This window comes from Azorhizobium oxalatiphilum (assembly GCF_014635325.1).
GTDB classification, from domain to species: Bacteria; Pseudomonadota; Alphaproteobacteria; order Rhizobiales; family Xanthobacteraceae; genus Azorhizobium; species Azorhizobium oxalatiphilum.
The window spans coordinates 1,311,369-1,337,158 of the sequence record NZ_BMCT01000001.1; the positions used below are offsets into that span (position 1 = coordinate 1,311,369).

20 protein-coding genes are annotated in these 25,790 nt (G+C 67.4%); 12 read left to right on the forward strand and 8 right to left on the reverse strand.

All coding sequences use genetic code 11. From position 1 onward, the window contains the following. The 3 genes from IEW24_RS05955 to IEW24_RS05965 all read left to right on the forward strand — a co-directional run bounded on the left by IEW24_RS05955 (nucleotide 1) and on the right by IEW24_RS05965 (nucleotide 3,320). Complete coding sequence (locus tag IEW24_RS05955) at nucleotides 1-795, forward strand: ABC transporter permease (protein WP_188576306.1); 795 nt, start codon at nucleotides 1-3, stop codon at nucleotides 793-795. Continuing rightward, a complete protein-coding gene (locus IEW24_RS05960; RefSeq protein ID WP_210324128.1) occupies nucleotides 792-1,406 on the forward strand; it encodes a MarR family winged helix-turn-helix transcriptional regulator in 615 nt (204 codons plus the stop codon). The genes IEW24_RS05955 and IEW24_RS05960 overlap by 4 nt, the downstream gene beginning before the upstream one ends. Nucleotides 1,407-1,607: 201 nt before the next feature. Beyond that, nucleotides 1,608-3,320, forward strand: coding sequence for a calcium-binding protein (locus IEW24_RS05965; protein WP_188576308.1), 1,713 nt, complete (start codon nucleotides 1,608-1,610; stop codon nucleotides 3,318-3,320). Nucleotides 3,321-3,326: 6 nt separating this feature from the next. On the opposite strand, the gene IEW24_RS05970 is transcribed toward IEW24_RS05965, so the two are convergent. Next, nucleotides 3,327-5,495, reverse strand: a complete 2,169-nt coding sequence (locus tag IEW24_RS05970; RefSeq protein WP_188576310.1) for a M48 family metalloprotease — start codon at nucleotides 5,493-5,495, stop codon at nucleotides 3,327-3,329. A gap of 664 nt (nucleotides 5,496-6,159) precedes the next feature. Between IEW24_RS05970 and IEW24_RS05975 the strand changes: the two genes are divergently transcribed. Continuing rightward, a complete protein-coding gene (locus tag IEW24_RS05975) occupies nucleotides 6,160-6,405 on the forward strand; it encodes a hypothetical protein (protein WP_188576312.1) in 246 nt (81 codons plus the stop codon). 140 nt (nucleotides 6,406-6,545) lie between these two features. On the opposite strand, the gene IEW24_RS05980 is transcribed toward IEW24_RS05975, so the two are convergent. The 3 genes from IEW24_RS05980 to IEW24_RS05990 form a co-directional block, all read right to left on the reverse strand. Beyond that, complete coding sequence (locus IEW24_RS05980) at nucleotides 6,546-6,842, reverse strand: hypothetical protein (protein WP_188576314.1); 297 nt, start codon at nucleotides 6,840-6,842, stop codon at nucleotides 6,546-6,548. A gap of 222 nt (nucleotides 6,843-7,064) precedes the next feature. Continuing rightward, the gene (gene gmd, locus IEW24_RS05985; protein WP_188576316.1) at nucleotides 7,065-8,165 is read right to left on the reverse strand and encodes a GDP-mannose 4,6-dehydratase; all 1,101 of its coding nucleotides are present in this window, start codon (nucleotides 8,163-8,165) and stop codon (nucleotides 7,065-7,067) included. Between the two features lie 48 nt (nucleotides 8,166-8,213). Continuing rightward, nucleotides 8,214-9,437 carry a glycosyltransferase family 4 protein gene (locus IEW24_RS05990; protein ID WP_188576318.1) on the reverse strand — a complete coding sequence of 408 codons (1,224 nt, stop codon included), beginning with the start codon at nucleotides 9,435-9,437 and terminating at the stop codon, nucleotides 8,214-8,216. A gap of 406 nt (nucleotides 9,438-9,843) precedes the next feature. On the opposite strand from IEW24_RS05990, the gene IEW24_RS05995 reads away from it, so the two are divergent. After that, nucleotides 9,844-10,875 (forward strand): glycoside hydrolase 5 family protein, encoded by a 1,032-nt coding sequence (locus IEW24_RS05995; protein WP_188576320.1) that lies wholly within the window; start codon nucleotides 9,844-9,846, stop codon nucleotides 10,873-10,875. A gap of 531 nt (nucleotides 10,876-11,406) precedes the next feature. Beyond that, nucleotides 11,407-12,129, forward strand: a complete 723-nt coding sequence (locus IEW24_RS06000) for a sugar transferase (RefSeq protein WP_188576321.1) — start codon at nucleotides 11,407-11,409, stop codon at nucleotides 12,127-12,129. Between the two features lie 8 nt (nucleotides 12,130-12,137). Here IEW24_RS06000 and IEW24_RS06005 read toward each other — a convergent pair whose 3' ends face one another. Next, the gene (locus IEW24_RS06005) at nucleotides 12,138-12,389 is read right to left on the reverse strand and encodes a hypothetical protein (RefSeq protein ID WP_188576323.1); all 252 of its coding nucleotides are present in this window, start codon (nucleotides 12,387-12,389) and stop codon (nucleotides 12,138-12,140) included. Nucleotides 12,390-12,592: 203 nt separating this feature from the next. On the opposite strand from IEW24_RS06005, the gene IEW24_RS06010 reads away from it, so the two are divergent. Further along, on the forward strand, nucleotides 12,593-14,026 hold the full coding sequence (locus tag IEW24_RS06010) for a hypothetical protein (RefSeq protein ID WP_188576325.1): 1,434 nt from the start codon (nucleotides 12,593-12,595) through the stop codon (nucleotides 14,024-14,026). A 270-nt stretch (nucleotides 14,027-14,296) separates the two neighbouring features. Here IEW24_RS06010 and IEW24_RS06015 read toward each other — a convergent pair whose 3' ends face one another. Continuing rightward, entirely contained in the window at nucleotides 14,297-15,478 is a 1,182-nt protein-coding gene (locus IEW24_RS06015) for a glycosyltransferase family 4 protein (RefSeq protein WP_188576336.1), read from the reverse strand. 252 nt (nucleotides 15,479-15,730) lie between these two features. Here IEW24_RS06015 and IEW24_RS06020 point away from each other — a divergent pair, with 252 nt between their 5' ends. The 3 genes from IEW24_RS06020 to IEW24_RS06030 all read left to right on the forward strand — a co-directional run bounded on the left by IEW24_RS06020 (nucleotide 15,731) and on the right by IEW24_RS06030 (nucleotide 19,265). Then, on the forward strand, nucleotides 15,731-16,891 hold the full coding sequence (locus tag IEW24_RS06020) for a glycosyltransferase family 4 protein (protein ID WP_188576337.1): 1,161 nt from the start codon (nucleotides 15,731-15,733) through the stop codon (nucleotides 16,889-16,891). Nucleotides 16,892-17,010: 119 nt separating this feature from the next. Next, on the forward strand, nucleotides 17,011-17,883 hold the full coding sequence (locus IEW24_RS06025) for a glycosyltransferase family 2 protein (RefSeq protein WP_188577411.1): 873 nt from the start codon (nucleotides 17,011-17,013) through the stop codon (nucleotides 17,881-17,883). Between the two features lie 50 nt (nucleotides 17,884-17,933). Beyond that, nucleotides 17,934-19,265, forward strand: a complete 1,332-nt coding sequence (locus IEW24_RS06030; protein WP_188576338.1) for a polysaccharide biosynthesis/export family protein — start codon at nucleotides 17,934-17,936, stop codon at nucleotides 19,263-19,265. A 534-nt stretch (nucleotides 19,266-19,799) separates the two neighbouring features. On the opposite strand, the gene IEW24_RS06035 is transcribed toward IEW24_RS06030, so the two are convergent. Continuing rightward, the gene (locus IEW24_RS06035) at nucleotides 19,800-21,695 is read right to left on the reverse strand and encodes a GNVR domain-containing protein (protein WP_188576339.1); all 1,896 of its coding nucleotides are present in this window, start codon (nucleotides 21,693-21,695) and stop codon (nucleotides 19,800-19,802) included. A gap of 675 nt (nucleotides 21,696-22,370) precedes the next feature. Here IEW24_RS06035 and IEW24_RS06040 point away from each other — a divergent pair. Beyond that, on the forward strand, nucleotides 22,371-23,801 hold the full coding sequence (locus IEW24_RS06040) for a mannose-1-phosphate guanylyltransferase/mannose-6-phosphate isomerase (protein WP_188576340.1): 1,431 nt from the start codon (nucleotides 22,371-22,373) through the stop codon (nucleotides 23,799-23,801). A 433-nt stretch (nucleotides 23,802-24,234) separates the two neighbouring features. Next, nucleotides 24,235-24,966 carry a LuxR C-terminal-related transcriptional regulator gene (locus IEW24_RS06045; RefSeq protein ID WP_188576341.1) on the forward strand — a complete coding sequence of 244 codons (732 nt, stop codon included), beginning with the start codon at nucleotides 24,235-24,237 and terminating at the stop codon, nucleotides 24,964-24,966. A 390-nt stretch (nucleotides 24,967-25,356) separates the two neighbouring features. On the opposite strand, the gene IEW24_RS06050 is transcribed toward IEW24_RS06045, so the two are convergent. Beyond that, nucleotides 25,357-25,626: a hypothetical protein gene (locus IEW24_RS06050; RefSeq protein WP_188576342.1), complete on the reverse strand. Its 270-nt coding sequence runs from the start codon at nucleotides 25,624-25,626 to the stop codon at nucleotides 25,357-25,359. Between the last annotated feature and the right edge of the window lie 164 nt (nucleotides 25,627-25,790).

A 25,790-nucleotide genomic window follows, 5' to 3' on the forward strand; every position in this document is an offset into this window, starting at 1 on the left:
ATGACCGCCAGCAAACGCAGATGGCTCGAACGCCTCGCCCCCTGGATCGTCACCATCGGCCTGCTCGTCATCTGGCAGGTGGTGGTGGTGGCGTTCAGGATCGAGCCCTTCATCATGCCCTCGCCGAGCGCCATCTTCGATGCGTTCGTGCAGTATCGGGACTCGATCCTCATTCACGCCTGGCAGACCATGGTCTCCACCTTGCTCGGCTTCTCGCTCGGCATCGTGGTGGGGCTGCTGCTGGGCATCTTCATCGGCTCCTCGCGGCTGGTGTATGCCGGGCTCTATCCGGTGCTCATCGGCTTCAACTCGGTGCCGAAGGTGGCCATGGTGCCGGTGCTGGTGCTGTGGCTGGGCATCGGCCAGCCCACGGCCGTGGTCACGGCCTTCCTGCTCTGCTTCTTCCCCATTGCGGTGAACGTGGCCACCGGCCTTGCCACCGTGGAGCCGGAACTGGAGGACGTGTTGCGCTCTCTGGGCGCCTCCAAGACGGATCTGCTGATCAAGGTGGGCCTGCCCCGCGCCATGCCCTATTTCTTCGCCTCGCTGAAGGTGGCCATCACGCTCGCCTTCGTGGGCGCGGTGATCTCTGAGACCTTGGCGTCCAATGACGGGATCGGCTATCTGATGATCCAGGCGTCGTCGCAGTTCCGTGTCCCGCTCATGTTCGCGGGCCTTGCGGTCATCGCGGCCATGGGCGTCGTCACCTATGTGGTGTTCGCCGTGATCGAGCGGCGGGTGACGGGCTGGGCCGTGCGCGGGCAGAACATGAGCATAAGCGGCGGCGGCGGATGAGCGGGCCGCAGAAGCTGGATACGCTGCGCCGCGCGAAAGCACGGCGGGCAGAAACGGACGATGTGCCCCTTCGCGCCAAAGCGCGGCGGGGCAAAGAGGGGGATCTCGTGGTGAAGATGACCGGCGACGAGGTGACTGAGCCGATCGAGGGCCTGTTCTCCCTCTGGTCGCGTCCCGGCTTTCTCGTGCGGCGGCTGCACCAGATCTCGGTGGCCATCTTCATGGAGGGCATGGCCGAGCTGGAGGTCACGCCGCTTCAGTTCGGCGCTTTGTCCATCATCGCGGTTTCCCCCGGCATCGAGCAGGCGGCGGTGGGCACCGAGCTGGGGGTCGACCGTGCCAACAATGGCGACGTGCTCAACCGGCTGGAGAAGGCGGGCCTCATCGTCCGCCACACCGCCCCGCACGACCGGCGCACCCGCAAGGTGTATCTGACCGTGAAGGGGCGCGACATGGTGCTGGTGGCCAACGAGCGTTTCGCCACCATCCAGAAGCGCTTCCTCGGGCCGCTGACGGCGGCGGAGAAGAAGGTCTTTCTCGGCCTGCTGTCGAAGCTGATCGAGGAGAACAACGAACTCGGCCGCACCGTGCTGCGCTTTGCGGAGCGCTGATTTCCGGCGCGCGCCGGCACCCGGCTCCCGGCCCGTTGCCGACGTGCATTTTCTCCCCGGAATCGTTCGATTTCCGCATCATCTCCTTGTGACCGCGCCCGCCCGCCGAAAGGCGTCGGCGGGCGCAGGCGCGCCATGGTTGGGTCGCTAGTCTGACCGTGGAAGCGGCGCGTCTGACGCCGCCGGCACGAGGAGGCGACCATGGCCGTCAACATCATCGGCACCCCCGGCGACGACATCCTGACCGGCACGCCGGAGGGCGAATACATCTCCGGTCAGGAAGGCGATGACACGCTGAGCGGTCTCGGCGGCGACGACTATCTGAACGGCGGCGTGGGCGACGACACGCTCTCCGGCGACGATGGCAACGACATTCTCTCCGGCGGGCTCGGCAGCGACACGCTGGACGGCGGGGCGGGCGACGACATCCTCTATCCCGGACGCGACTTCAACAACCAGCCCGGCTTCGACGGCCCGGACATCGTGAGGGGCGGTGCCGGCACCGACGCCGTGACTTACGGCACCTCCGACGAAGGCGTGACCGTCAATCTCATGACCGGGCTCGGATCCGGCGGGGATGCGGAAGGCGACCAGTATTTCGACATCGAGGACATCATCGGTGTCGGCGCGCAGCATGATGTGCTGATCGGCAACGATGCGGACAATTATATCGAAGGGCGCTCGGGCAACGACTATGTGTCGGCGGGGGGCGGAGATGACGAGATCTCCGTCTATGGCGCCGCGCAGGTGGATGGCGGGGCGGGCGAGGACACGCTGCGCATCAATGTGGACGGCCTGCTGGATGCCACCAGCGGCACCATCGCGGGCGGCGGCTCCTTCACCAACATCGAGAACTTCATCGTCTACGGCAATCAGGACAACGACGTCTTCATCACCGGGGATGGCGACGACCTGATCTACGGCAATGGCGGCGAGGACATCCTGTTCGCCGGGGCCGGCGACGACTTCCTGCAGGGCGGCATCGGCGACGATCTGCTGGGCGGCGGCGCCGGGGCGGACGAGATCCGCGGCGACTATCAGCGCACCGGCTATTTCGACACCGCCACCTATGCGTCCTCGACGGCCGGCGTCACGGTGAACCTTGCCACCGGCGAGGGGCAGGGCGGGGATGCGGAAGGCGACACGCTGTTCTACATCCATGGCCTCGTCGGCTCGGCTTTTGACGACGTGCTCATCGGCTCCACGGACGATGACGTGCTCGACGGCGGGGCGGGCAACGACCATCTGATCGCCGGCGGCAATGAGGATGGCGACGCCTTCCAGAACGGCGGCGACCTGCTGCGCGGCGGCGCCGGCGCGGACATCCTCGAAGGCGCGGACGATGAGGACGAACTGACCCGCGTCACCTACGACACTTCGGGCACGGGTGTGGCCGTGAACCTCGGCACCGGCCTCGGCTCGGGGGGCGATGCGGAGGGCGACAGCTTCATCCGCATCCGCGACGTGGAGGGCTCGGCCCATGCGGACACGCTGATCGGCGGCGCGGGGCGGGACTATCTGGATGGCGCGGCGGGCGCCGACACGCTTCAGGGTGCCGGCGGGCATGACAGCCTGCACGGCGGCGACGGGGCGGACACGCTGGAGGGCGGGGCCGGCAACGACTGGCTGGTGGGCGGTGCCGGGGCGGACATCTTCCTCTTCGACACCGAGGCCGGCAGCCGCGACCTGATCGTGGATTTCGAGGCCGGGACGGGCGGCGACGTGATCCAGCTCAGCGCGCCGCTTCAGGACTGGTCCGGCATCCATTCCTTCGCCGATCTCGCCGCGCATGCCACCGATACGGCGGACGGGCTCTATATCGACCTCGGCGACGGCCGCCCGTGGACCTTTGGGGTGCTGATCGAGGACACGCAGCTCTCCGACCTGACGCCGGAGAATCTGCATCTGGCGTGAGGGCCCTCACGCACTCAAGCGGTGGTCCTCCGCCAGCACGCGGCGGGCCTGGGCGGCGCGGGCGTAGGAGTCGATCACGTCCACCGCGCCCTGAAGCTTCAGCACGCGCGGCGGGATCGCCCTGATGGTGATCAGCCGCTTCTTCGCATTCAGCTTGATGCGCCGCGCCCCCTTCACCTTGGCCGGGAACGGCGCGTCGGGCGCGATCTCCACCAGGATCACCAGATTGCCCTTGTCGTTCTGATAGCCGAGCCCGCTCATCTCAGCCCATGGAATGGGGCGGTCGAGGCCGGGATGCACCAGCGCGTCCCGCTCGAGGATCAGGAACGGTTTCTTGCCGCGCATCAGCAGCGGAATGCCGGCGAGGGCGAAGATCAGGCCCAGCCCGGCGCCAAGCGCGGCAATCAGGAGGGTCTGCGAGGCCGAGGTGCCCGGCACCTGCCCGACGATCGCCAGCGACAGGCCGGCGGCGATGAACAGGCCGCCGAACACGAACAGGAAGATCGCGCCCACCCGGCTGTTCTCATACAGCGGTAGCGGCTCCACGCGCACCTCGTCGGCCACCGCCTGCAAGGCGTCGCGATGGGCGTCGAGATCCTGCCGGAGGGTGCCGAGGAAGCGGGCGGTGGCGGTGCGGGCCAGCGCCTCGGGCGCCGCGAAATAGGCGGCGAGGCGGGCGAGCGCATCCGGCGCGGGCGGGGCGGTGGCCTCCGCGATGGCGGCGGGCGTCACCTCCCGGCCGAGCGCCGCGATGCGCTGCGCGGTGGGCGGATGGGTGTCGGTGGGGTGCGGCTGGCGCTGGCCGAGATGGGGCGTGGGATCATCCGCCCCGCGCGCCGTCACATGCTCCACCGTGACCGCCACGAGGTCCGGCGGCGTGCCCTTTGGATCGTCATAGGCGGCCTGCAGCACCTCGGTGATGCGCGGCCCCACCGCCAGCGTGCGCAGGAGGGCGCGGGCGCCGGCGTCATTGGAGGTGACGCGGGCGCCGGCCGCGTCGGCCTCGAACTCGCGCTTGCGGCTCCAGTGCAGCACCGCGCCGTCAAACTGGTTGAGCACGAACACACCAAGCTGGAAGGCCGGATAGACGAGGGGCGACATCCGCCCGTCGCCGCCCATGCCGGCGGTGGCCACCGCCTCCAGCGAGCGGGTGACGCCGGCATAGAGCGGCACGAAGCGCAGGCTGTATTGGGTGTCGCCGCCGGAAAAGTGGCCAAGCTCGTGGCCGATGATGGTGGCCACCTCGTCCGCGCGCAGCAAGGCCAGATAGGGCAGGGGAAGGTAGAGCGTGTTGCCGGAGATCTGCGTGCCGTCGGGCCGCAGCACCTTGTCGCCGGAGGAGACGAAGAAGCCGCCGTCGATGCCCACCACCACATTGTCCGGCTTCAGCGCGCCGAGGCGGCCGGCAAGGTCATCCACCAGCCCCCACAGGCCCGGCGCCTCGGCGCGGGTGACGGCGTGGCCGGTGATGGGCATGGGATCGGGCTCGAACAATTGCACCGCACGCCTGAGGCCCACCACGGCCTTGAAGGCGGTCCAGGCGGCAATGGCGATGATCACCACGCCGGCCCCGAACAGCTTGGCGCCGTTGGCGGAACTCAGGCCCCAGCGCAGGAAGCCCAGCGCCTCGAAGGCGATGATGGCGATGATGGCGGCCGAGGCGAGCAGCACCTGCAACAGAAGGGCGGGCCGCAGCATGGCGCGGGAGAAGTTGAAGCCGGACACAAGCGCATCGCGCGAGGCGCGCCCGGCGCGACCGAGCAGGAAGGCGGTGGCCATCACCAGCGCCGAGAGCAGGATCAGCACGCCCGCGCTGACGATGGTGACGGGCGGCAGATAGGTGCGGACCTGATGCAGCTGGACGTTCTCATCCAGATAATCGAGCGTCTTGCGGGCCTCCGCGATGGCGAGCGCACCCACATAGGTCTGGTCGCCGCGCCGGAAGCGCAGGGTCATGTCGAAGCCGCCGCCGGGCTTCTGCTGCGCCTGCATCTGCGCCAGCATGCCGGCCATCCGCTCGCGCTGGGCCACGGCATCGGCGAGCGAGGCGGCCACGCGCTCGCGCTCCCACAGGCCGACGCCCGCCAGCACGATCGGCAGGAGCAAGGTGACGGCCAGCAGGATAAGCACGGCCCGCACGCGGGCGGCCGGTTTCTGGATGGACTGATCCTCCATGGGGCGTGCTCCTGAAATCTTCAAACAATGCAGGTGGGCGCATGTATATCGCGCCCCGAATTTCAGCTTTGCGTCTGGCCCGAGGGACGGGCAAGACAAGGTCAGGCATTCAGCCGTGGACTGTGCGGGAAACGAAGCGGAGGCTGGATGGGGATACCGCGCTCGGGGCCATGATTACGCTCGCGATAAGAGCGCAGGTGCGTGGGTGCAGGCTGATGATGTCACGAGAGGTAGCATTTACCTTTGACTCGCAGGAGGCCAGGCCTTGGACCAGAGGCTGGTCCAGCGGCACAACGCGCCGCCGCCCTCCCGGTTCCCCGACATCTGAGGGATTTTTTTACGTGCCGGCCCTGTGGCTGCGCGAGCGACGAGCGGCACCGCGGGGCGCGCTCCAGCAATGAGATCGCAAGCGGTGTATGTCGTCGATTTGGGGGATGTTAGCCGCCTTCCGGTATTCAGGGGTGGCTTTCATCGGTAGCACACTACAAGAAATGGCTCAAAATAACACAATTATATAATGCGAAAATATTGCACAACTTAACATGGGTTATTGCAGTTGCGTGGCGGTTGCAATTCAGGATAGCCAAATTTGATTTGATGCAATCGTGATTCGACCTGATGGTTGTATCCACGTATCAACCCTTGGCGATGGTGGGAACAGGGTATGTCTCCAGAAGACAATGATAAGAACATTGCCGCCCGGTTTGCCGTCGATCTGATCAAAAGCACACTTGATGATGGTGGAGACGAGAGCCGCCTGCTGTCCCGCGCAGAGAACACGATCCTTGCGGTTTTTCTCGCCAACGAGCGCATTTTCAGGGTCGGGAGGGCCGATAATCTGGCCCGGCTGGACTCCATGTTCGCGCGTCTGTCGCGTCGGCTGGCGCACGCCAGCCGGGAAGGCGGGTGAATGGCCCGACGGCGGGGCGTGCATGGTGGAGCCCACCGGCGATGGATCTCGCACGGTTCGCATGCCCCGGCATCGTCCCCGCCCCGGCGGTCCCTGCCGCGTTCCATCCGCAGCAGGGCTTTAGCCGATCGGTGCCGGGGTCAGGTTTTGCACTTCTCCGGCTTGATGTCGGGTTGCAGGGGGGCCTGCTGGGACGTCTTCGTGCGCACGATGACCGAGAGCGGATCCGGCGGCGGAGCGCCGGCCAGCATCATCTCCAGGGCAACGGCCGCCGGCCCGCTGGGGCCGCCATTGGTGGCCCAGCGCACAACGGTCTGCCCCGGGTCACGGCCCCCAAGCCGCAGGGCGCGTCCCATCTCCGACAATCGCAAGGGGCGTCCCAGGCCCCACATGCAGCCCAACTGCTCCTGGGCGGCGCGAATCTTCGTACGACCCATGACTTCACCCCTGGAAATCTGTTGAGTCCATGGAACAGTGTTCCACGACCGTTTCGCCCTGACATATCCCATTTTGGATATGGCTCTGCGGCTGTCGGCATCGCCCGCCGGGAACCAGATCCGATGCGGATGAAATGAACTGATCGATCAATCAGTCTCTACTCCATTGATAAAAGGAGTGTTTCCGGCCGGATTTCGATGCGGTCCGGCCGGTGCCGGCCGCTAGCTGGCGGAAAGCTGATGCACGATGGCCCGCTCCGGCTCCGGTGCGGCCGAGGACGCGGCGCTGGAAAAGGCGGTGGAAAGGCTGGCCCGGTTGAGATCGGCGGCCACCATCATGCGGCAGAGATCGTCCAGCGATGTGCGCGGCCGCCAGTTCAGGATGCGCCCGGCCTTGGCCGGATTGCCGAGCAGGAAGTCCACTTCCGCCGGCCGGTAGAAGCGCCTGTCCACCACCACGAGGGGGCGGCCGGTCTTGGCGCAGGTGCCGCGCTCGTGCGCGCCCTCGCCATGCCATTCGATGCCCATGCCGGCCGCCGCGAACGACTTGGTGGCGAACTCGCGCACGCTGGTGGTGACATTGGTGGCCAGCACGAAGGTGTCGGGCTTGTCCGCCTGCAGGATGGCCCAGATGCCTTCCACATAGTCGCCCGCAAAGCCCCAGTCGCGATAGGCGGAGAGATTGCCGAGGCGCAGCGGCTCCTTGTCGCCGAGACTGAGGCGGGCGACGCCCGAGGTGATCTTGCGGGTCACGAAATCGTCGCCGCGCAGCGGGGATTCATGATTGAACAGGATCCCGATGCCGCCGAAAATATTGTAGGATTCCCGGTAGTTGATGGTCATCCAGTGGGCATAGAGCTTGGCCACGCCATAGGGGCTGCGCGGATAGAAGGGCGTATCCTCGGTCTGCGGCACCTCCTGCGCCTTGCCGAACATCTCGGCGGAGGAGGCCTGATAGAAGCGGATGTCCGGATCCACGATGCGGATGGCTTCCAGCATGTTCAGCACGGCAAGGCCCGTCACCTGCGAGGTGAGCGAGGGTTGCTCGAACGAGACGCCCACGAAGGTCTGGGCGGCCAGATTATAGACCTCGGACGGCCGGCAGGCTTCCAGCAGCCGCACCGCGCTGCCGGGGTCCAGAAGGTCGTGCTCCACCAGTTCGAGCCGCTCGTGGCCGATCAGGCCGAGATAGTGCAGGCGCCAGAAGCTCGAGGAGCTGGACCGCCGGTAGGTGGCGTAGACCTTGTACCCCTTGTGGAGCAGGAGCTGCGCCAGATACGCGCCATCCTGGCCAGTGATGCCGGTGATCAGTGCCGTTTTCACGCTTTTCTCCAATCGTGCACGTTATGATGCTGGATAAAAATCGGCTGCTCAGTCCCGCAGATAGCTGCGGCGGGGCATGGAAAGGGGCGCGCCGCGCTCATTGTCCTGTCCGCTTGCGAGCGGGGGGACCAGCGGGGCGGCCATGGGGCCGGTGAGGCGCAGTTTGTGCGCGGCCCAGGCCTTCTCGATGAAGGCCCGGAAGTTGCGGCGGAAATTCTGCGTGGAGAAAAGCTGGGCATGGGCGCGGATGCGCGCGGGGTCGAACGTATCCGCCGGCATGGCCTCGAACTGGCCGACCACATCCACGATGGCCTCGGCGTTCTGCTCGTCGAAATGCAGGCCGGTCACGCCGTGCACCACCGTCTCGTAGGCACCGCCCCGGCCGAAGGCCAGGACGGGGGTGCCGCAGGCCTGCGCCTCCAGCGGGGTGATGCCGAAATCCTCCTCGGCGGCGAAAATGAAGGCCTTGGCGCGCTGCATGTGATCGCGCAGCACCTGGAACGGCTGATAGCCGAGGATTTCGATGTTCGGCGTGGCCATGGCCTTGATGCGCTTGAACTGCGGGCCGTCGCCGATCACCACCAGGCGCTTGTCGGGCATTTTGGTGAAGGCCTCGACCACCAGATGCATCTTCTTGTAGGGCACCATGCGCGAGGAGGTGAGGTAGAAGTCGCCCCGCTCATTGCCGGGCACAAAGCCGTCCACGTCCACGTTGGGATAGATGACGGTGGACGAGCGCCGGTAGGCCTTGTCGACGCGCCGCGCGATATAGTTGGAGCAGGCGATGAAGTGGTCCACGCCGGAGGCGGTGCGCACGTCCCAGACCCGCATGAGGTGGAACACGAGGCGCGCCATCATGCCGGTCAGGCCGCGCGAGAAGCCGGATTCCTTCAGATACTGGTTCTGCAGATCCCAGGCATAGCGCATGGGCGAGTAGCAGTAGCAGATGTGCAGCTGATCAGGGCCGGTGATGACCCCCTTGCCGATGGAATGGCAATTGGAGATCACGATGTCGAACTTGGACAGATCGTGCTGCTCGATGGCGATGGGCATCATCAGCAGCAGGTAACGGTAGATCTTCCGCACGAACGGGATCTTCTGCATGAAGGTGGTGGGCGGGCGGCGGCCGCCCAGCTTGGCCCGTTCCTCGGGGCCGAGGAAATCGACGAGGCAATAAAGCTCCGCCTCGGGAAACTCCTGCAACATCGCCTCCAGCACCTTTTCGGCGCCGGCATAGGTGATGAGCCACTCATGGACGAATGCGATCTTCATCGGGGGCCTCCCGGCGTGGGTGCGGCAATGGCGAGATACGGACGGGCACGCACCGCAGCGCCGTTGCGGTTGCTCTCCCTGCGATGGCCAGCGCACTGTGCGCCGGTACGGGCCGCATGCTGCCGGTCCGGAAGGGCGGCCCCCGTACCAATTCGACCATGCTTCCCCGGCTCGCCTCCTTCTTTGGGTGAGGGGCACGCCGAATGGCGGAAAAGCTCTTTGGGGATGGCCGCGCCCGATCGCTGCCAGCTTGGATGAGAGCGCGCCGAATGGCACGCGGATCGGGGGTGGGGCACGCCGAATGGCGCCCCCGGCGCTCCTTTCGCCCCGCCTTGCCTTCCGTCATTCCGCTGCATGGTGCCGGGGCGCGCCACCCGGGCGCGCCGTATCACCAGGGGTGAGGCACATGTTCAGATCCATTCTTTCAGGCTGGGCCGCGGCAGCATTGCTGTCGGCCCTTTTGCTGTTCGGCGCGCCGGGGACGGCGCGGGCCGATTTCATCTGGGGGGCGAACGGACATCCGCTGGTGTCCTACAGCGGCATCAGCATCGAGGCCCAGCTCGACCTGCTGCAATCGCTGGGCATGCGCTCCTATCGCGTGGACACCTACCGGCCGGACCAGCTTGAGCGCCTGCGCAAGATCGTCGAGGCCGGAAAGACGCGGGGCATCGAGATCCTGCCCGTCCTCATCCCGCAGGTGGACCTCCAGAAGCAGACCACGGACGAGCTTTATGCCAAGGGCTATGAACTCGCCCATCATTTCATCAGCGCCCTCAAGGACCAGGTGTCGGTGTGGGAGCTGGGCAACGAGACGGAGATCTTCTCCCTCATCCGCCCCTGCGAGATGCGCGACGACGGCACCAAATATCCCTGTCAGTGGGGGATCGCCGGCGGCGTGGGCGTGCTCGACTATTACGGCCCGCGCTATGTGAAGGTGCTGGCGCTGCTGCGCGGCCTCTCGGAAGGGGCGCGGGCGGCCAGCCCCACCGTGCGGCGCGCCATCGGCACCGCGGGCTGGGGGCATCTGGGCTTCTTCGAGCGCATCCAGAAGGATGGCGTCGGGTGGGAGATCACGGTCTGGCACCTCTATGAAGGAGACCCGGAAGAGTCCTTCAAGGTGCTGGCGCGCTATGGCAGGCCGATCTGGATCACCGAGTTCAACCACCCGCTGGGCAGCCAGAAGAGCGAGCGTGAACAGGCCGTGGGGTTGAAGATGGCCATGCTCCGGCTGCGCCAGATGGCGAAGACCTACAATATCGAGGCCGCGCACATCTATGAGCTGTTGGACGAGCCCTACTGGCAGCCCAGCTACGAGGCCTACATGGGGCTGGTGAACCTGCGCGCCAACCCGCCCAAGGGCTGGGCTGTGGACAGGCCCAAGGCCGCCTACCACGCGGTGAAGGAAGTCATCGCCGACAAGACCGGCGAGCTGCGCTGAGCGCCCGCTCGGTTACGCCCCTGAGGCGTAAGGGAAACGCGCCGGCAAACGCGCAATTGGGCGAATCGGCATCCGCAGGGCATGCGATTTATCCAAGAGGGGCAGGGGCGGTAACTCAAGTCATCTTCGACTACGCCCTTTGGCGCCTTTTCCTCTGGTTGCGCGCTGCCGAAAATGCAGCCGGTGAAGTTGGTTCTGCGGTAGGGCGCAGCGCAATCCCGCCCCCTCCCGCAACGAGGCGAGGGGAGGCACCGGCCGGAGCTCCGGCGGGGCGTGCGATGAGCGGGGCGTGCGATGAGCACGTGCACAACCCTCCGCACAACCCTCCGCCAGCCCTCTTCCCTGCATCATCGCGGCAATGTCGCCGCGGCGGTGCGGCCATCCTTCGTGCCGGTGTCACCGTGCGCCGGATCGGGTCGGACGCCATCGATCCGATCCGTGAATCCGCCGCTCAAACTTCGATGGAGACCGTCTCGCGGCCTGGATTGCACAGCAGTCGAAGCCGGACGCGCCTCAGGACCGGATGCCACAATGACCCTTCCCGCTGAGATCGACTCGCCTTCCCCCGCGCTCTGGCCGACGGAGCCCGCCGTCGCCGCGAACCATCCGCTGGCGGGGCTGCCGCTCGGGCGGCCGCGCTGCACCGGCGGCCTCGCCAAGCGCGCCCTCGACCTGCCGGTGGCGCTGACGGCGCTGATCATGCTGGCGCCGCTCATGCTGGCGGTGGCGCTCCTCATCAAGCTCACGACACGGGGGCCGGTGCTGTTCGGCCATGCCCGCGTGGGCCTCAACGGCCGCACCTTCCGCTGCCTGAAATTCCGCACCATGCGGCCGGACGCCGAGCAGGCGCTTCTCGCCTATCTCGCCGACAGCCCGGAGGCGGCGCAGGAATGGCTGGAGACGCGCAAGCTGAAGAAGGATCCGCGCGTGACGGCCTTGGGAAAGGTGCTGCGCGGATCGAGCATCGACGAACTGCCGCAACTCCTCAATGTGCTCCGGGGCGAGATGAGCTGCGTCGGCCCGCGCCCCGTCATCGCCGATGAGCTGGCGCTCTATGGCGCGCAGGCGCAGGATTATCTGGCGGCCCGGCCCGGCCTTACCGGACCGTGGCAGGTGAGCGGCCGCAGCGCGCTCTCCTATGCGGACCGGGTGTCGCTCGACAGCGCCTATGTGCGCAACTGGTCGCTCCGGCGCGATATCGTCATCCTGCTGAAGACGGTTCCGGCCGTGATGCGGTTCGACCGCACGTCCTGACCGGGCGGTCAGGGCCTGTCCGCTCGGCCGGGCAGGATGCGGTACAGGAGCGGGCGCAGCAGGAGGCCGACGAGATAGGCGACCTCCAGCACCACGAGATAGACGACGGCGGACAGAAGCGCGGTTCCCCACGATGTCCCGTGATAGAGCTGCGCGGCGACGCTGGCCACGAACAGGCCGGTGCCGAGAGCCAGAACGGCGGGCACGCGGAACACGAGACCGAGCCCAAGCCCGGCGACCACGAGGAAAAACCACGACACTGGCAATCTCTCTTCAGCAGGGAATGGGCGGACGGCAGGCCGCATCAAAGCAGATGTTCCTTGCTGGTGTGTTGAGAGGCGGGACGAGACGATCGGTTGTTGAGGTGCACACGAGCGGTCCCGTCCCGCCTTGTGATGCGACGGTCCTGGGACGGAAGGCCACTCCGCACGCCCCAGTCAGCCACCCAGAGGAACCCCGACCCATGCAACCCTCCCTGATCGGCCTTGCGGTGTGCGGCGGCCTGCTGCTGACGGGCTGGATGCTCGGCGCGCCGCTGATCGTCGGGCTGATCCTGTCGCTGGCCTTCGGCTCGACGGCGGTGGCGACGCTGGGGGCGGTGGGCGGCTCCTCGCCGCTCATCTACATGGTGTTCGCCGTGGTGCTGGTGGGCTCCCTGCTGCTGCGCCGCCACCTCTGGGAGGAGCTGTGCACCCTGTTCACCCGTCACCCGGTGGCGTGGTTCCCCCTTGGGCTGGCGGTCTATGCGGTGGCGGGTGCCATGCTCATGCCGCGCCTGTTCGCCGGGCGCACAGGCGCCTTCGTCTCCGACCGCGAGCAGGGGCTGATCGTGGAGGTGCCTCTGCAGGCGGTGGCGGGCAACATCACCCAGACGGCCTATTTCTGTCTCGGCATCTTCACCTTCATGGCGCTCGGCATCGCCCTCGCCAAGCCCGGCCTGCTCAAGGCGGTGCGCAACGGCTTCTTCGCCTGGACCACCGTGATCGTCGTCACGGGATTTGCCGATCTCGGCTCCAAGTTCGTGGGGGCGGGCGACATCTTCCTGCCCATCCGCACCGCCACCTTCGCCATGCTGACGGATACGGAGCATGGCGGCTTCTTCCGCATCGCCGGGCTTTATTCCGAGGCTTCGGCCTTCGGCGGCTCGGCGCTGGCGGCGCTGGCCTTCTCCTTCCTCTACTGGACGCGGACGGGCTCGCGCTTCGCCGCCATCCTCTCGCTGGGCCTGCTGACGCTCATCGCGCTCTCCACCTCCACCACCGCCTATGCGGGGCTGACCTGCCTGACTCTGGTGGCCGGGCTTGCCGTGGTGGGAGATCTGGCGCGGGGGCGGATCGCGCGGCCCTATCTGCTGCTGGGGGGGCTGGTGGTGGTGGGCATTACCGTGGTGCTGGCGGTGCTGGTGTGGGACAAGAACGCCCTGCAGGCTTTCGAGCAATTGTTCAAGACCACCATCCTCGACAAGTCCAACTCCGCCTCCGGCGTGGAGCGGGCGTTCTGGAACCAGCGCAGCCTGCAATCGGTGCTCGACACATCCGGACTCGGCATCGGGCTCGGCAGCTCGCGCTCGTCCAACTGGGTGATTGCGGTGCTGTCCCAGCTCGGTATCGTGGGCACGCTGCTGATGGGGCGCATCGTGCTGGCCCTGATGTGGGCGGGCAACCGGGCGGCGTGGGATGCCTCCGACCGCGACACCATCGCGCTGCATGACGCGGTGCGGGCGGCGGCGGCCACCTCGCTCCTCACCTCCACCATTGCCGGCGGGGCGGCGGATCCGGGGCTGCTGTTCTTCGTGGCGCTGGCCACGGTTCTGGCCTGCCGGGATGTGCTCACCGCCGCGCCGGCGCCCGCGCACGGTCTGCCGGCGGTCGGGGCGCGGCCGGTGGTGCTGACCTGAGGATCAGCCGTTCCCGTTCTCTATCAACGAGTTGGAGCGTTTCGTTGTTTCCATGAAACAGGGAAACGCTTTAGGGCGGATCGACATTCAAAGCTGGCCTTTATGCAGCAGAGGAACCGTCATGGCCGGGCTTGTCCCGGCCATCCACGCCCAGCGGCCAGGAACAGCCTTCAGAGGTTTGCACTATCGGCCCGGCGTGGATGCCCGGGACAAGCCCGGGCATGACGATCTACTGCTTCAGTGCGGTTGAGTGTTGAATGTCGATCCCTCCTAGGGAGCGCCGTCGAGATCCGCCATCAGGCGCAGATACTGCTCGGCGATCAGCGGCCAGGTGAAGAGGCGTGCGCGTCCGTGACCGGCGGCGATCTGCCTCTGCCGATGCTCCGGATCATCCATGAGGCGGGTGATGGCGGCGATCCAGTCCTCCACCGCATCGGGGCCGGCATAATCGGCCGCTTCGCCGCAGATCTGCGGCAGAGCGGGGGCGTCGGCGGCGATCACCGGGCAGCCCCACACCATGGCCTCCACCGCCGGCAAGCCGAAGCCCTCCGTACGCGAAGGCAGCAGGAAGGCCAGCGCCTGCGACAGGCCGGCGGCCAGATCGTCATCGGTGATGTGCGTGAGGAAGTGCACATTTTCGGGCATGGGGCCGAGGCGGGAAAAGGCGCCCGGGCCATCCGCGCCGGCCAGTACGAGGTCGATGCCCAGCGCATCGAGCGGGGCCGCCAGCGCGTGCAGCAGCTCCATATTCTTGTGCGCCTGATCACGGGCGAGGGCCAGCACGAAGGGCCGTTCCTGTGGAAACCGCGCGGTGGCATGCTCCGGCTGCCAGCGCCGCGCATGGTCGCTGCCATTGTGGGTGATGCTGATCTTGCCCGGCTCCGCGACCCGGAAGCGGACGATCTGCTCCGCCGACATGCAGGATACGGTGGTGATCGCCGCCGCCCGCCGCCCCAGCAGCGGCAGCAGCAGGCGGTGGGCGAGCCGGAAGCCGAAGCCGTAGCTCTCCGGCGTCAGCCGGGTCTGCATGTCGTGGATGCAGAGGATCTGCCTCGGCGCGGCCAGCGGCGCCAGATTGCAGAAGCTGAGAAGCCCGCCCTTCACATGGAAGGGCAGTTGCAGCTGCACCCACACCTGCGGCAGGCGCGGGGTGCGGAATTCCGGCACGACCTTGACGGGGATGGCGCCCAGCGCGAAGCCGTCCTCCGGCGCGCGCGGCGCCACCACCGTCAGTTCGAGGCCCTGCGTCAGGGGATGGCGCGCGCTCACGAGGGCATCGAGCGCCAGCGTCACCTCGCGGGCATAGCGGGCCACCCCCGTGGGCTTCAGGCCGAGGAAGTCGCCATTGATGGTCCAGCGCCTTGTGAGAACGGGTGCCGCATGGTCGCGGCCGGCAGAGGGGGCGTCCTGCTGAAACAGGGGGGCGCGGATGAAGCCGGCACAGGAATCCATGTCAGTCGTCTCTGGGGGGCAGGAGGAAAGGGGCGGGAAGCCGATGATGGCGCGGCCCGGCGTGCGCCGCTGCGGCGCAGCGGTGCGCGTCCATCCGCCATTGGGCGGTGATTGCGCGCAGAAAGGCGTAAGGGCGACGTCCGGTCCGGCACGGGCGCTCGTTTGAACAGGGCGCGGCGGCCCTTCGCGCCGATCCGCCCTGCCGATCTGCCCTTATGCCGGTGGGATCACCTCAGCTGCGGGGATGCGGCGATGACACGGCACTGGACCATCAACGGGCGCTTTCTCACCCAGCCCGTCACCGGCGTGCAGCGCTATGCGCGCGAGATCGTGCTGGCGCTCGATGAGCTCCTGGCCGAAGGCGATCCTCTGGCCTGCGGCCTCGGCATGGAGCTGGTGGTGCCAACGCCCGAGGCCGCCGGCGAGCTGGCGCTGAAGGCCATGGAGGTGCGCGTGGCGGGCGGCGCGCGCGGGCATGTGTGGGAGCAGACGGTGCTGGCCCGGCAGGTGCGCGGCGGCGTGCTGAGCCTTTCGAATTCAGGCCCGCTGATGGCCCGCAGGCACATATTGTGCATTCACGATGCCAATACGCGCATCGTGCCGCAGAGCTATTCGGCGGCGTTCCGCCTCCTGCATCGCACCCTCATTCCCGCCCTCGGCCGCACGGCGGTGAAGGTGGCCACCGTATCGGACTATTCCGCCGATCAGCTCGTCGGGCACGGGGTGACGGCGCGCGCGAAGCTCATGGTCGCCTACAATGGGCATGAGCACACCCGCCGCTGGACCCCCGTGCATACGCCGGCCACGCAGGCCGTGGCGGGGCCGGACACCATCGTGATCATCGGCAGTCAGGCGCCGCACAAGAATGTGGGGCTCGTGCTGGGCCTCGCCGGCCGGCTGGCGCAGGAGGGGCTGCGGATCGCGCTGGTGGGGCATGCGGATCCGAACGTGTTCCGCAGTGACGGCGCGGGAGCGGCGCCCAACATTCTCCGTCTGGGCCGGCTCGGCGACAACGCGCTGGCGGCGCTGCTGGAGGGGTCGCTGTGCCTTGCCTTTCCCTCCATCACCGAGGGGTTCGGCCTGCCGCCGCTGGAAGCCATGGCGCGGGGCTGCCCGGCGGTGGTGTCCGACAGTGGCGCCTTGCCGGAACTGTGCGGGCGCGCGGTGCTCTATGCCGCGCCTGATGATCCGGACCTGTGGTTCCGCCAGTTCCTGCGGCTGCGGAACGATCCCCACCTGCGCGCCGAGCTGGTGAGGCGTGGCCGTGAGCGGGCGCTGCGCTTCTCCTGGCGCCGGTCGGCGCACGCCTATCTGGAGGCCATGGCGGCAGCCGACGGCGTGGTGGCGCCCAATGACGATACGCCCGCCTATGGGCGACATACGTCTTTCGGCGCGGTGCGTGTGGTGCCCTAGCCGATCTCGCCGTGGGTCTCGCCTTTTGGCCAGAGCGATGGGTGAGCCGGCCCCCCTAGGATGACGTCGGCGCCGGTCGATGGGGTCGATCCGGCAGAGCCAACACAATGGTCTTTCCCATGAAGCTCGTGCTCATCATTCCGTCATTCGGCCGGAAGGAAATCCTGCATCGCCTGCTGATGCATCTGGAGGGCCAGCGTCGCCCGCCGGACGAAGTCATCGTCACCGCGCCGGATGCCAGCCATGTGCCCTGCTATCAGCCGGAGACCTACCGGCTGACCCATGTCTATGGCGCGCGCGGCCTGTGTGCCCAGCGCAACCGGGCGCTGGCGCTGGTGGAGGGGCGTTTCGACGTCATCACCTTCTTCGACGACGACTTCATCCCGGCGGACGACTACATCCTCGAGGCGGTGCGGGCGTTCGAGGCGCAGCCGGACTATGCGGTGCTCATGGGCAACGTGCTGCATGACGGCGCGCGCGATGCCGGCCTCACCTTCGATCAGGGCTGCGCCATCCTGCGCCGGGCCGAGCGTGGCCCGCCGCTCGACCATCCGCCGGTGGAGCATCCCGGCGCCTATGGCTGCAACATGTCGATCCGCGCGGCGCTCATCGGGCCGCGGCGGTTCGACGAGCGCCTCGTGCTCTACGGCTGGCAGGAGGACATCGACTTCACCAGCCAGCTGCGCGGGCACGGCCGCATCATGCGGCTGGCGCATCTCGTGGGCGTCCATCTCGGCTTCAAGAGCGGGCGCGTCAGCGGGGTGCGGTTCGGCTATTCGCAGATCGTCAATCCCATCTATCTGGCGCGCAAGGGCACCATGCCGGTGCGCTTCGCCTCCGGGCTCATCGCCCGCAACGTGCTGTCGAACCTGATCCGGAGCATCCGGCCCGAGCCCCATGTGGACCGGCGCGGACGCCTGCGGGGCAATCTGCTCGGCGCCACGCACCTGCTCATCGGCCGCATCGAGCCGGAATACATCCTGAAGCTCTGACGGCCGTTCTGTCCTTCACCCGTTGCGCATGGCGCAGGAGGCGCATGTTCATGAAGACGCTTTTCGCATCCCTCCGGCGCGGCCGGGCAGGCACGGCGCTGGCGGCGCTCGCGCTCGCCTGCGCCACCGCCGCCCCCGTCCTCGCCGCGGAGGACGGCTATCGGCTGGGCCCGCAGGACCGCATCCGCCTGCGGGTGCACGAATGGCGCGCCACGCAGGATCAGGTGTTCGAATGGGAGGCGCTGCGCGGCGAGTTCACCGTGGGCGCCGAGGGCAACCTCGCCATTCCGCTGATCGGCGAGGTGCCGGTGGCCGGTCTTCTGGCCTCCGAGGTGGCCAGCACCATCGGCGCGCAGATGCGTGACCGGATGGGGCTCACCGTGCCGCCCGATGCCTCGGTGGAGGTGGTGGAGTTCCGCCCCTTCTATGTGGCGGGCGAAGTGACGAAGCCCGGCCCCTACGCCTTCCGGCCGGGCCTGACCGTGCTGCAGGCCACGGCCATCGCCGGCGGCATCCTGCGCCCGTCCGACGCCGGGCTGATGCGGCTGGGCAAGGAGGTGATCGCCAATGAGGGCGAGATCAACCTGCTGCGGCAGGAGCGGGACATGGCGCTGGCCCGGCGGGCCCGCCTGCAGGCCGAGCTGGAGACAACGCCGGAGATCAGCTTTCCCGACGACCTGGCCCGGCGCGGCGGGGATCGGGCCATCATCCTGCTGATGCAGCAGGAGCGGCTCATCTTCAAGGCCCGCAACGAGGCCTTCAAGGCCCAGACCGAGACCCTGGCGGAGCTGAAGAAGTTCCTCGAAAAGGAAGCCGAGGCCCTCAAGGCGCAACTGGTCACGCAGGACACCCAGCTGGAACTGGTGAACAGGGAATTGCAGAGCGTCTCCACGCTGGTGGAGAAGGGCTTCGCCATCGCCCCGCGCCAGCTGGCACTGGAGCGCGGCGTCGCGCAGATCCAGGGCGACCGGCTGCGGCTGGAGACCGAGCTGCTGCGCGTGCGGCAGGAAAGCGCCAAGACCGACATGGCGATCATCGAGCTGCGCAACAAGCGCGCCAACGACCTCAGCGTCGAGATGCGCGAGACGCAGGCGCGCCTGGAGCAGATCGAGCAGAAGACCGCCACCAGCACGGACCTGCTCTATGAAGCGGAGGTGCTGGCGCCGCGCATGCTGGCCGATCGCATCCGGGGGGCGCGGCTGCGGCCGGTCTATCTGGTGGTGCGCACGGAAGCGGGCAAGACGCGGGAGATCGAGGCCAACGAGGGCACGCCTCTGGAAGCGGGCGATACGCTGAAGGTGGATCTGCCCCTGCCGGCGCCGGACCCCGGCGGATCGGCGGCGCTCCTCAAGGAGGCGCAGCAGGCGATCCGCACGCGCTGACGCGCGGGGTGGGGAAGGTTCAAGGAAACGCCCTGTCCGGCTCGGCCGGGCAGGGCGTTTTGCTGAGGGGGGCGGTTTGGAAGGGGCTGCGATGGTTCCGGGCAGCGCGTCCTTCCCCCTCCCCAACCCTCCCCCGCAAGCGGGAGAGGGGGCCTGCTGCGCTTGTCGTTGCGGCTCGTAAGCGATCGAAGCGGGGAAAGCCCTCTCCCGCTTGCGGGGAGGGGCGGGAGGGGGCAGGCGAGGCGGATCGCAAAAGAGCGACACGGGAGGCAGGCCCACGCGCCGCGCGCCCTCTCCCGGCGCCGGACCCTCAGGCCTTGGTGAGCACCGCGCCAGGAATATTGGCCCGCCCTTCCCCGCAAGCGGGGGAGGGGGCCTGTTGCGCTTGTCGCTGCGGCTCGTGAGCCAATCGGAGCGGGAAAGCCCTCTCCCGCTTGCGGGGGAGGGTTGGGAGGGGGCAGGCGAGGCGGCTCGCAAAAGAGCGACACGGGAGGCAGGCCCACGCGCCGCGCCCCCTCTTCCGGCGCCGGGCCCTCAGGCCTTGGTGAGCACCGCGCCAAGAACATTGGCCCGCGACAGGCTGAGCCAGTGGACCGCCTCTTCCAGCTGTTCCTGCGGCACCCCGCCGCTCTCCACCGCCAGCACCACCCCGTCCAGCAGCGCGGCGAGGCCCACCGCGCCGTTCATGGGCAGGAGGGCGGGCATGTCCACGATCACCATGTCGTAATTCTGCAGCGCCTCCAGCACCAGCAGGTGCATCACGTCCGCATTCATCAGGCTGTCCCACGCCAGCGCCGAGGTACTCCCGGCTCCCGGCAGCAGATCCACGCAATCGCGCGCCACCGGCTTGACCGCGGCGGACAGGGCCACCGAGCCGTCCAGCACCTGCGGCAGGCCGATGGTGGTGCCGGGGGCGATCTTGGCGGTCAGGGCGCCGGTGCGGCCGTCGGTGTCGATGACCAGCGTGCGCTGGCCGGAGGCGGCGAACAGGGTGGCGAGGTTGCTCGCCAGCGTGCTGCGGCCCTCGCCGCTCCGCACCGAGGTGACGCCGAAGCAATGGATGGGCGTGCTGCGCCCCGCCATCTCGATCAGCGCCTTGATGCCCATCAGGCCGGTGCGGAACTCCACGGCGGACGGCTTGAGCACCTCGTCGAAATAGGGCGCGCTGGTTTCCGGATAATGGCGCCGGCGCAGCATGCGCAGCCGCCGCGCGAACGCCAGCGGGCGCATGGGCGGCGTCAGGGCGAGATGCCTGCGGCGGGGGCGGTCGGTGGGGCGGATGGCGGGCAGGGTGCCGAGGCATTCCAGCCCCACCGCATCGCGGATCTGCCGGGCCGAGCGCACGGAGCGGTCGAGATGATGGCGCACCAGCGCGGTGCCGAAGCCGGACAGCGCGCCCAGCAGGCCGGCCAGCGCCACGATCAGCGTGGTGCGCGGCGCGCTCTTGCCGAGCGGCGGCGTCGCCAGGGTGAGGATGCGGGCATCCGAGACCGGGAAGGACTGCCGCTGCACGGATTCCGTATAGCCCTGCAGGAAGCTCTCGTAGAGCCGCTTGTAGATCTGCGCGGTGGTCTCCAGCTCTTCCAGCGTGTTGCGATAGACCGGCGCGCTGGGGTTGTCGTCCTTGTTGCGGGTGAGCCGATAGTCGTGGCCGGCGCGGAATTCCTGCACCGCCTGCGCGGCGGTGTTCATCTGGGTGCGCAGCTCCAGCGTCCGGCGCTCGAGCCAGTCGCCGCCAACCCGCGCGGCCTGCGAGCGCGATTCCAGCTGGTCGCGGATGAAGGCATTGGCGGTGGCGTTGGCGATCTCGGCGGCATGCGCGGCATCGGGAGAACTGAACGACAGGTCAATGGCATAGGACATGCCCGCGCGCCGCACGTCGAGGCGGGAGGCGAACAGGTCCACGATGAGCCGGGTCGCGTTGGGGTCGTCGGGTGCCGCCGGCTCGGGGTCCTTCTTGCCCAGCAGGCGTGAGAAGAAGGAGGGGCGGGGCTGGAAGTCGTCGGCGGAGCGCAGGTTCAGTTCGTCGATGACGATGCCGGCGATGCGCTCGGACCGCAGCACGGCGAGCTGGCTTTCCACCTGTGCGGTATCGAGCGCCAGCACGGTGTCGCCGGTCTGGCTGCGCAGCTGCTCGGGGATGCGCGGGTCGATGATCAGCTGCGCACGGGCGGTGAAGACGGGGGTGACGGTCTTGGTATAGAGCCAGGCCCCCACCACGCCGATCACGATGGGCAGAAGGATGGTGCGCGCGTAGCGGCGCAGGAAGCCGGCGATCTCCGACAGGCTCAGATACTGGCCGCGCGCGCCGGCCACGGGGCGTGGATCGAGGCGCGGATCCAGACGCGGGTCTAGACGCGGATCTCTTGGCGGGCCGCCGGGCGCGGCGTGAGTGGAACGGCTGGACGGCACCTGAAGAGACAGGAACATGGGACGATCTCGTGAGCAGCGGGCCAAATCGTGAGGAGCGGAGAGCGTTGTCCGCCGGCAACGAGCCGTGCTCGGGGGAGCACGGCTCGCCGGCACCGGCTTCTTTATGCGCATCCCCGGTGCCGAGGGGGCGCATCGTCGCTCCAGTCCTGCCGAGCAGCCCGTCCTTCGCCCCGACCATCACATGGCGCTAGGGGGGATGCATGCGACGGCCAGGCAAAGCAGCTCGTGCATGGGTGCGACGCTGGACCCTAGGAGAGGAATCCTGCCGCCCAAATGGCCCTGAGGGGCAAGCGCCATAGCCGAAGGAGGGTAGGGGGCTCCCACCCCAATGGAGAGGCGGATCGACGGCTCGGAATGAGGCGATCGGCACCGATCCGGCACCATGCCCTACGCCGTTTGAGCGCTCGCATGCGCCGAAACGGGTGGAATTCGCGCCGCGACCGCGCCGATCGGCGCAGGCCGGACGAGCTTGAGCGCGGATGTGGAGGGGGGTGAGGCGCGCTTCTGTTCGTTGGACGGAGCCGGGGCGGGCCGGCACCGCTCTTTGGACCATCCGGCGGACCGAAAGAGCCGGAAGGGCGGCGGGGGAGTGTTCCTAGTATCGATCCAGTCCAGGGACGAGAGCGCGGGATGAGGCCGCGCCCGGTGCACCTGCACTTTTGGAGGCAGCTCATGGCCACGCGGACGTCCGGACTCTTCCCCGTCGTTCTTTCCGGAGGCAGCGGATCGCGGCTCTGGCCGCTGTCGCGGCAGGCCTATCCCAAGCATCTGCTGTCCCTGTTCGGCGAGGGCAGCCTGTTGCAGGCGGCAGCCGAACGGGTAGGGGATCGTACCCTTTTCGAGCCGCTGACCATCGTCACCAGCGACGAGCATCGCTTCGTGATCGCCGAGCAGCTGCGCGCCATCGGTTGCAATGATGCGCATATCATCAGCGAGCCTGTGGGCCGCAATACGGCTGCGGCGGTGGCGGTGGCGGCGCTGCACCTGGCCTGCCGCGATCCCGAGGCGGTGCTGCTGCTGATGCCTGCCGATCACCTGATCAAGGACACCGCCGCCTTCCACGACTGCGTGGAGCGCGGCGTGGAGGGCGCGAAGGCGGGCCGGATCGTCCTGTTCGGCGTGCCGGCCACGGAGCCGGTGGAGGGGTATGGCTATATCGGCTGCACCGACGCCCCCACGGCGGATGGCTGCCTGCCCATCACCTGCTTCGTGGAAAAGCCCGATGCGGCAACGGCGCGGGGCTATGTGGAGCAGGGCACCTATTACTGGAACTGCGGTATCGTGATCGCCACCGCCGCCACGCTGCTGAAGGAGCTGGAGCGCTTGGCGCCGGACGTGCTGGCGGCCTGTCTTGCCGCGCTCGATGGCTCCTCCGATGGCAGCGGCTTCAGCCGGCTCGCCCTGGCGGCGTTCGCCGCCTGCCCTTCGGTGGCCTTCGATGTGGCGGTGATCGAGAAGACCGATCTGGCGGCGCTGGTGCCGGCGCGCTTCGACTGGGCGGATCTGGGCAGCTGGTCGGCCATCTGGGGGGCTGCGGGCAAGGACGACCGGGGCACGGTGCTGCACGGCGATGTCCTCGCGCAGGATACCAGCGGCTGCTATGTGCGCAGCGACGGGCCTCTCGTGAGCGTCGTCGGGGTGGAAAACCTGATCGTCGTCGCCACGCCGGATGCGGTTCTGGTGATGCCCAAGCATCGCGACCAGGAGGTGAAGGCGCTGGTGACGGCGCTGAGCGCCAGAGGGCACGTGGCGGCCTCGCAGACACCGAAGGTGCGGCGGCCGTGGGGGAGCTACCAGTCCATCGAGACGGGGGACCGCTTCCAGGTGAAGCGTATCACGGTGAACCCCGGCGGCAAGCTGTCCCTGCAGCGGCACTACCACCGCGCCGAACATTGGGTGGTGGTGCGCGGTACGGCGCTGGTGCGGCGAGATAATGACGAAATTCTGTTGCGGGAAAATGAGTCAATATTCATCCCGCTTGGCGCAGTGCATCGCCTGGAGAACCCGGGAAAGGTGCCGCTTGACCTCATCGAAGTGCAGTCCGGCACGTATCTCGCCGAGGACGACATCGTTCGCCTTGAGGACATCTACGAGCGTTGCTGAGATATGCGGCATCTTGGTTGTATCCATGGCCCGCAATGTCGCGATGCAGCAACCTTATTATAGTCAAGCATGTATTTTGTCGCGGAACTGCCGCGCTGAATATATTGTATATCGTAAGGTAAAGTACGGTATCGCGGATAAATTTCGACTCTCTTTGAAGAGAGTTGGAAGAATTCTCGGGGATGCATTGTGTTCGCAGTCCCTCATAAAAATATGACTTACAAAAATGGCAGCGTTATTCTGAATTTGTGTGTTGCGTATCGTGTTTGTTCCAATCAGCAGCCCATCGGTTTCTTGCCGACTTACTGGCAGGATACGTCTTTTGGGTGTGTGGCGGTTCGATGCAACTGAGCTATAATCTGTTCAGCTGGCGTTCATTTGGCGGGGGAAGTCGATGGAAGCTCGTATTGATTCGATTGTGGATGCCGTACGGTTGTCCAAGGTAGGCGACATTTCTGGAGGCGATATCGCCTCGGGACATACCGAGTTCCAGTTGCGTGTATTGCGCTCTCCCTTCATTGCGGTCATCGAGCCGCGCACCCTGACGGGGCAGTGCCTTCTGGCGGCCCTCCAGGCGCACGACGGCGAGAGCGTCTTCAAGGTCTATCCGCGTGTCAGCGACTGGCAGGAAAGCCGCGAACGCTCGATCGCCAGCATGGTTCTGCTGTGCACGGCGGCGGCGGAAGCGGGCGATGCGAAGGCCTCGCCGGTCGAGCGGGACATTGCCGTCCTGCGGTCCTGCACGCCGTCCGTGCCGTTCGCACTGATGTCTGAACGGGAGGATCCCGACCGTATCCTGAAGGCGCTTGCCGCCGGGGCCGGCGGCTACATCCCCACCAGCCTGTCGCTGGAGGTGGTGGTGCAGATCCTGCAACTGGTCATTGCGGGTGGGGTCTATGTGCCGGCCACCAGCCTCATGGCCATGGCCGCGAACGGGGGCGGGCGCTCCACGCAGGTGGTCGAGGCCACCCTCGGCCTGTCCGCCCGGCAGCTGCTGGTGGCCCGCGCCCTGCGCAAGGGCATGCCCAACAAGCTGATCGCCTATGAGCTGAACATGTGCGAGAGCACGGTTAAGGTTCATGTGCGCAACATCATGAAGAAGCTGCGGGCCAAGAACCGCACCGAAGCGGCCCTGCTGTCCAGCCAGCTGTTTTCGGACGCGTGATCCTGCTGATCCGGGGATGAACGAAAGCTGATCCAGAAACTGCGGACCGCCGCCTGAGGCGGGGAGGGATCGGCTATAGCCATTCGGGGGCTGCGTATCGCCCCCGCGCTCTTTTTCGCAGCACCTCTTTTCTCTCTGTGCATCTCCTTTCCGCGGGGCGGCTTTCTCTCGCGCCCCTGCCGCGATGCACCTTTGCCGGCATACGGCCTCCAGCTTTCCGATCGAGTCCAACTTTCCGATCGAGAACGTCCTGCGACCTGGGTCGTCAGGCAACAGGGCCGGACGGGCTCCGGAGCTTTCCCGCGCTTGCCTGAAGCGCGAAACCTCTTCAGGTTGCTGGTTTCTTGCAATTCCTTTCGCTGAACCGCACCCGCGTCTGCGGGACTTGCTTCAGTCGCCCGGCGATGCGGGCACTGCCAGAAGCCCTTCCGCCCGCAGCAGGGTCTCCAGCTGTTCCGTGGCCACGCGGACGCACTCCCTGTCGCCCATGATGGCGGCGACCGACAGCATGCCGATGGCCACGTCGACCCGGTCATTGCGCGATCTGCGCGAAAGCTGGCCGAGAAAGCGCGTGGCGTCGGCGAGGGTGTCCAGCCGCAGCGGGCGCGCCCCGCGGATGGAGAAGGAGCGGGTCAGCGGGGTGAGCCAGTTATGGGTCACGCATCGATCCTGATCTTGCACAAGTGAGGATCAGGATCGCCCGGATCCGCGCCTGATCAACCTGACCAAAAGTGCTGATGCGCGGGCCCCGGTCCTAGCCCTTCCGGATACGCGCGGCTTCAGGGGCATATCCGGCTTCGATCGCTCTGCAATTCAGGCCGAAG

Excerpts from the sequence above, each read along its gene's own strand:
- IEW24_RS05955 (WP_188576306.1), top strand. The coding sequence starts at position 1 with ATGACCGCCAGCAAACGCAGATGGCTCGAACGCCTCGCCCCCTGGATC.
- IEW24_RS05960 (WP_210324128.1), top strand. The coding sequence starts at position 792 with ATGAGCGGGCCGCAGAAGCTGGATACGCTGCGCCGCGCGAAAGCACGG.
- IEW24_RS05965 (WP_188576308.1), top strand. The coding sequence starts at position 1,608 with ATGGCCGTCAACATCATCGGCACCCCCGGCGACGACATCCTGACCGGC.
- IEW24_RS05970 (WP_188576310.1), bottom strand. The coding sequence starts at position 5,495 with ATGGAGGATCAGTCCATCCAGAAACCGGCCGCCCGCGTGCGGGCCGTG.
- IEW24_RS05975 (WP_188576312.1), top strand. The coding sequence starts at position 6,160 with ATGTCTCCAGAAGACAATGATAAGAACATTGCCGCCCGGTTTGCCGTC.
- IEW24_RS05980 (WP_188576314.1), bottom strand. The coding sequence starts at position 6,842 with ATGGGTCGTACGAAGATTCGCGCCGCCCAGGAGCAGTTGGGCTGCATG.
- IEW24_RS05990 (WP_188576318.1), bottom strand. The coding sequence starts at position 9,437 with ATGAAGATCGCATTCGTCCATGAGTGGCTCATCACCTATGCCGGCGCC.
- IEW24_RS05995 (WP_188576320.1), top strand. The coding sequence starts at position 9,844 with ATGTTCAGATCCATTCTTTCAGGCTGGGCCGCGGCAGCATTGCTGTCG.
- IEW24_RS06000 (WP_188576321.1), top strand. The coding sequence starts at position 11,407 with ATGACCCTTCCCGCTGAGATCGACTCGCCTTCCCCCGCGCTCTGGCCG.
- IEW24_RS06010 (WP_188576325.1), top strand. The coding sequence starts at position 12,593 with ATGCAACCCTCCCTGATCGGCCTTGCGGTGTGCGGCGGCCTGCTGCTG.
- IEW24_RS06015 (WP_188576336.1), bottom strand. The coding sequence starts at position 15,478 with ATGGATTCCTGTGCCGGCTTCATCCGCGCCCCCCTGTTTCAGCAGGAC.
- IEW24_RS06020 (WP_188576337.1), top strand. The coding sequence starts at position 15,731 with ATGACACGGCACTGGACCATCAACGGGCGCTTTCTCACCCAGCCCGTC.
- IEW24_RS06025 (WP_188577411.1), top strand. The coding sequence starts at position 17,011 with ATGAAGCTCGTGCTCATCATTCCGTCATTCGGCCGGAAGGAAATCCTG.
- IEW24_RS06030 (WP_188576338.1), top strand. The coding sequence starts at position 17,934 with ATGAAGACGCTTTTCGCATCCCTCCGGCGCGGCCGGGCAGGCACGGCG.
- IEW24_RS06035 (WP_188576339.1), bottom strand. The coding sequence starts at position 21,695 with ATGTTCCTGTCTCTTCAGGTGCCGTCCAGCCGTTCCACTCACGCCGCG.
- IEW24_RS06040 (WP_188576340.1), top strand. The coding sequence starts at position 22,371 with ATGGCCACGCGGACGTCCGGACTCTTCCCCGTCGTTCTTTCCGGAGGC.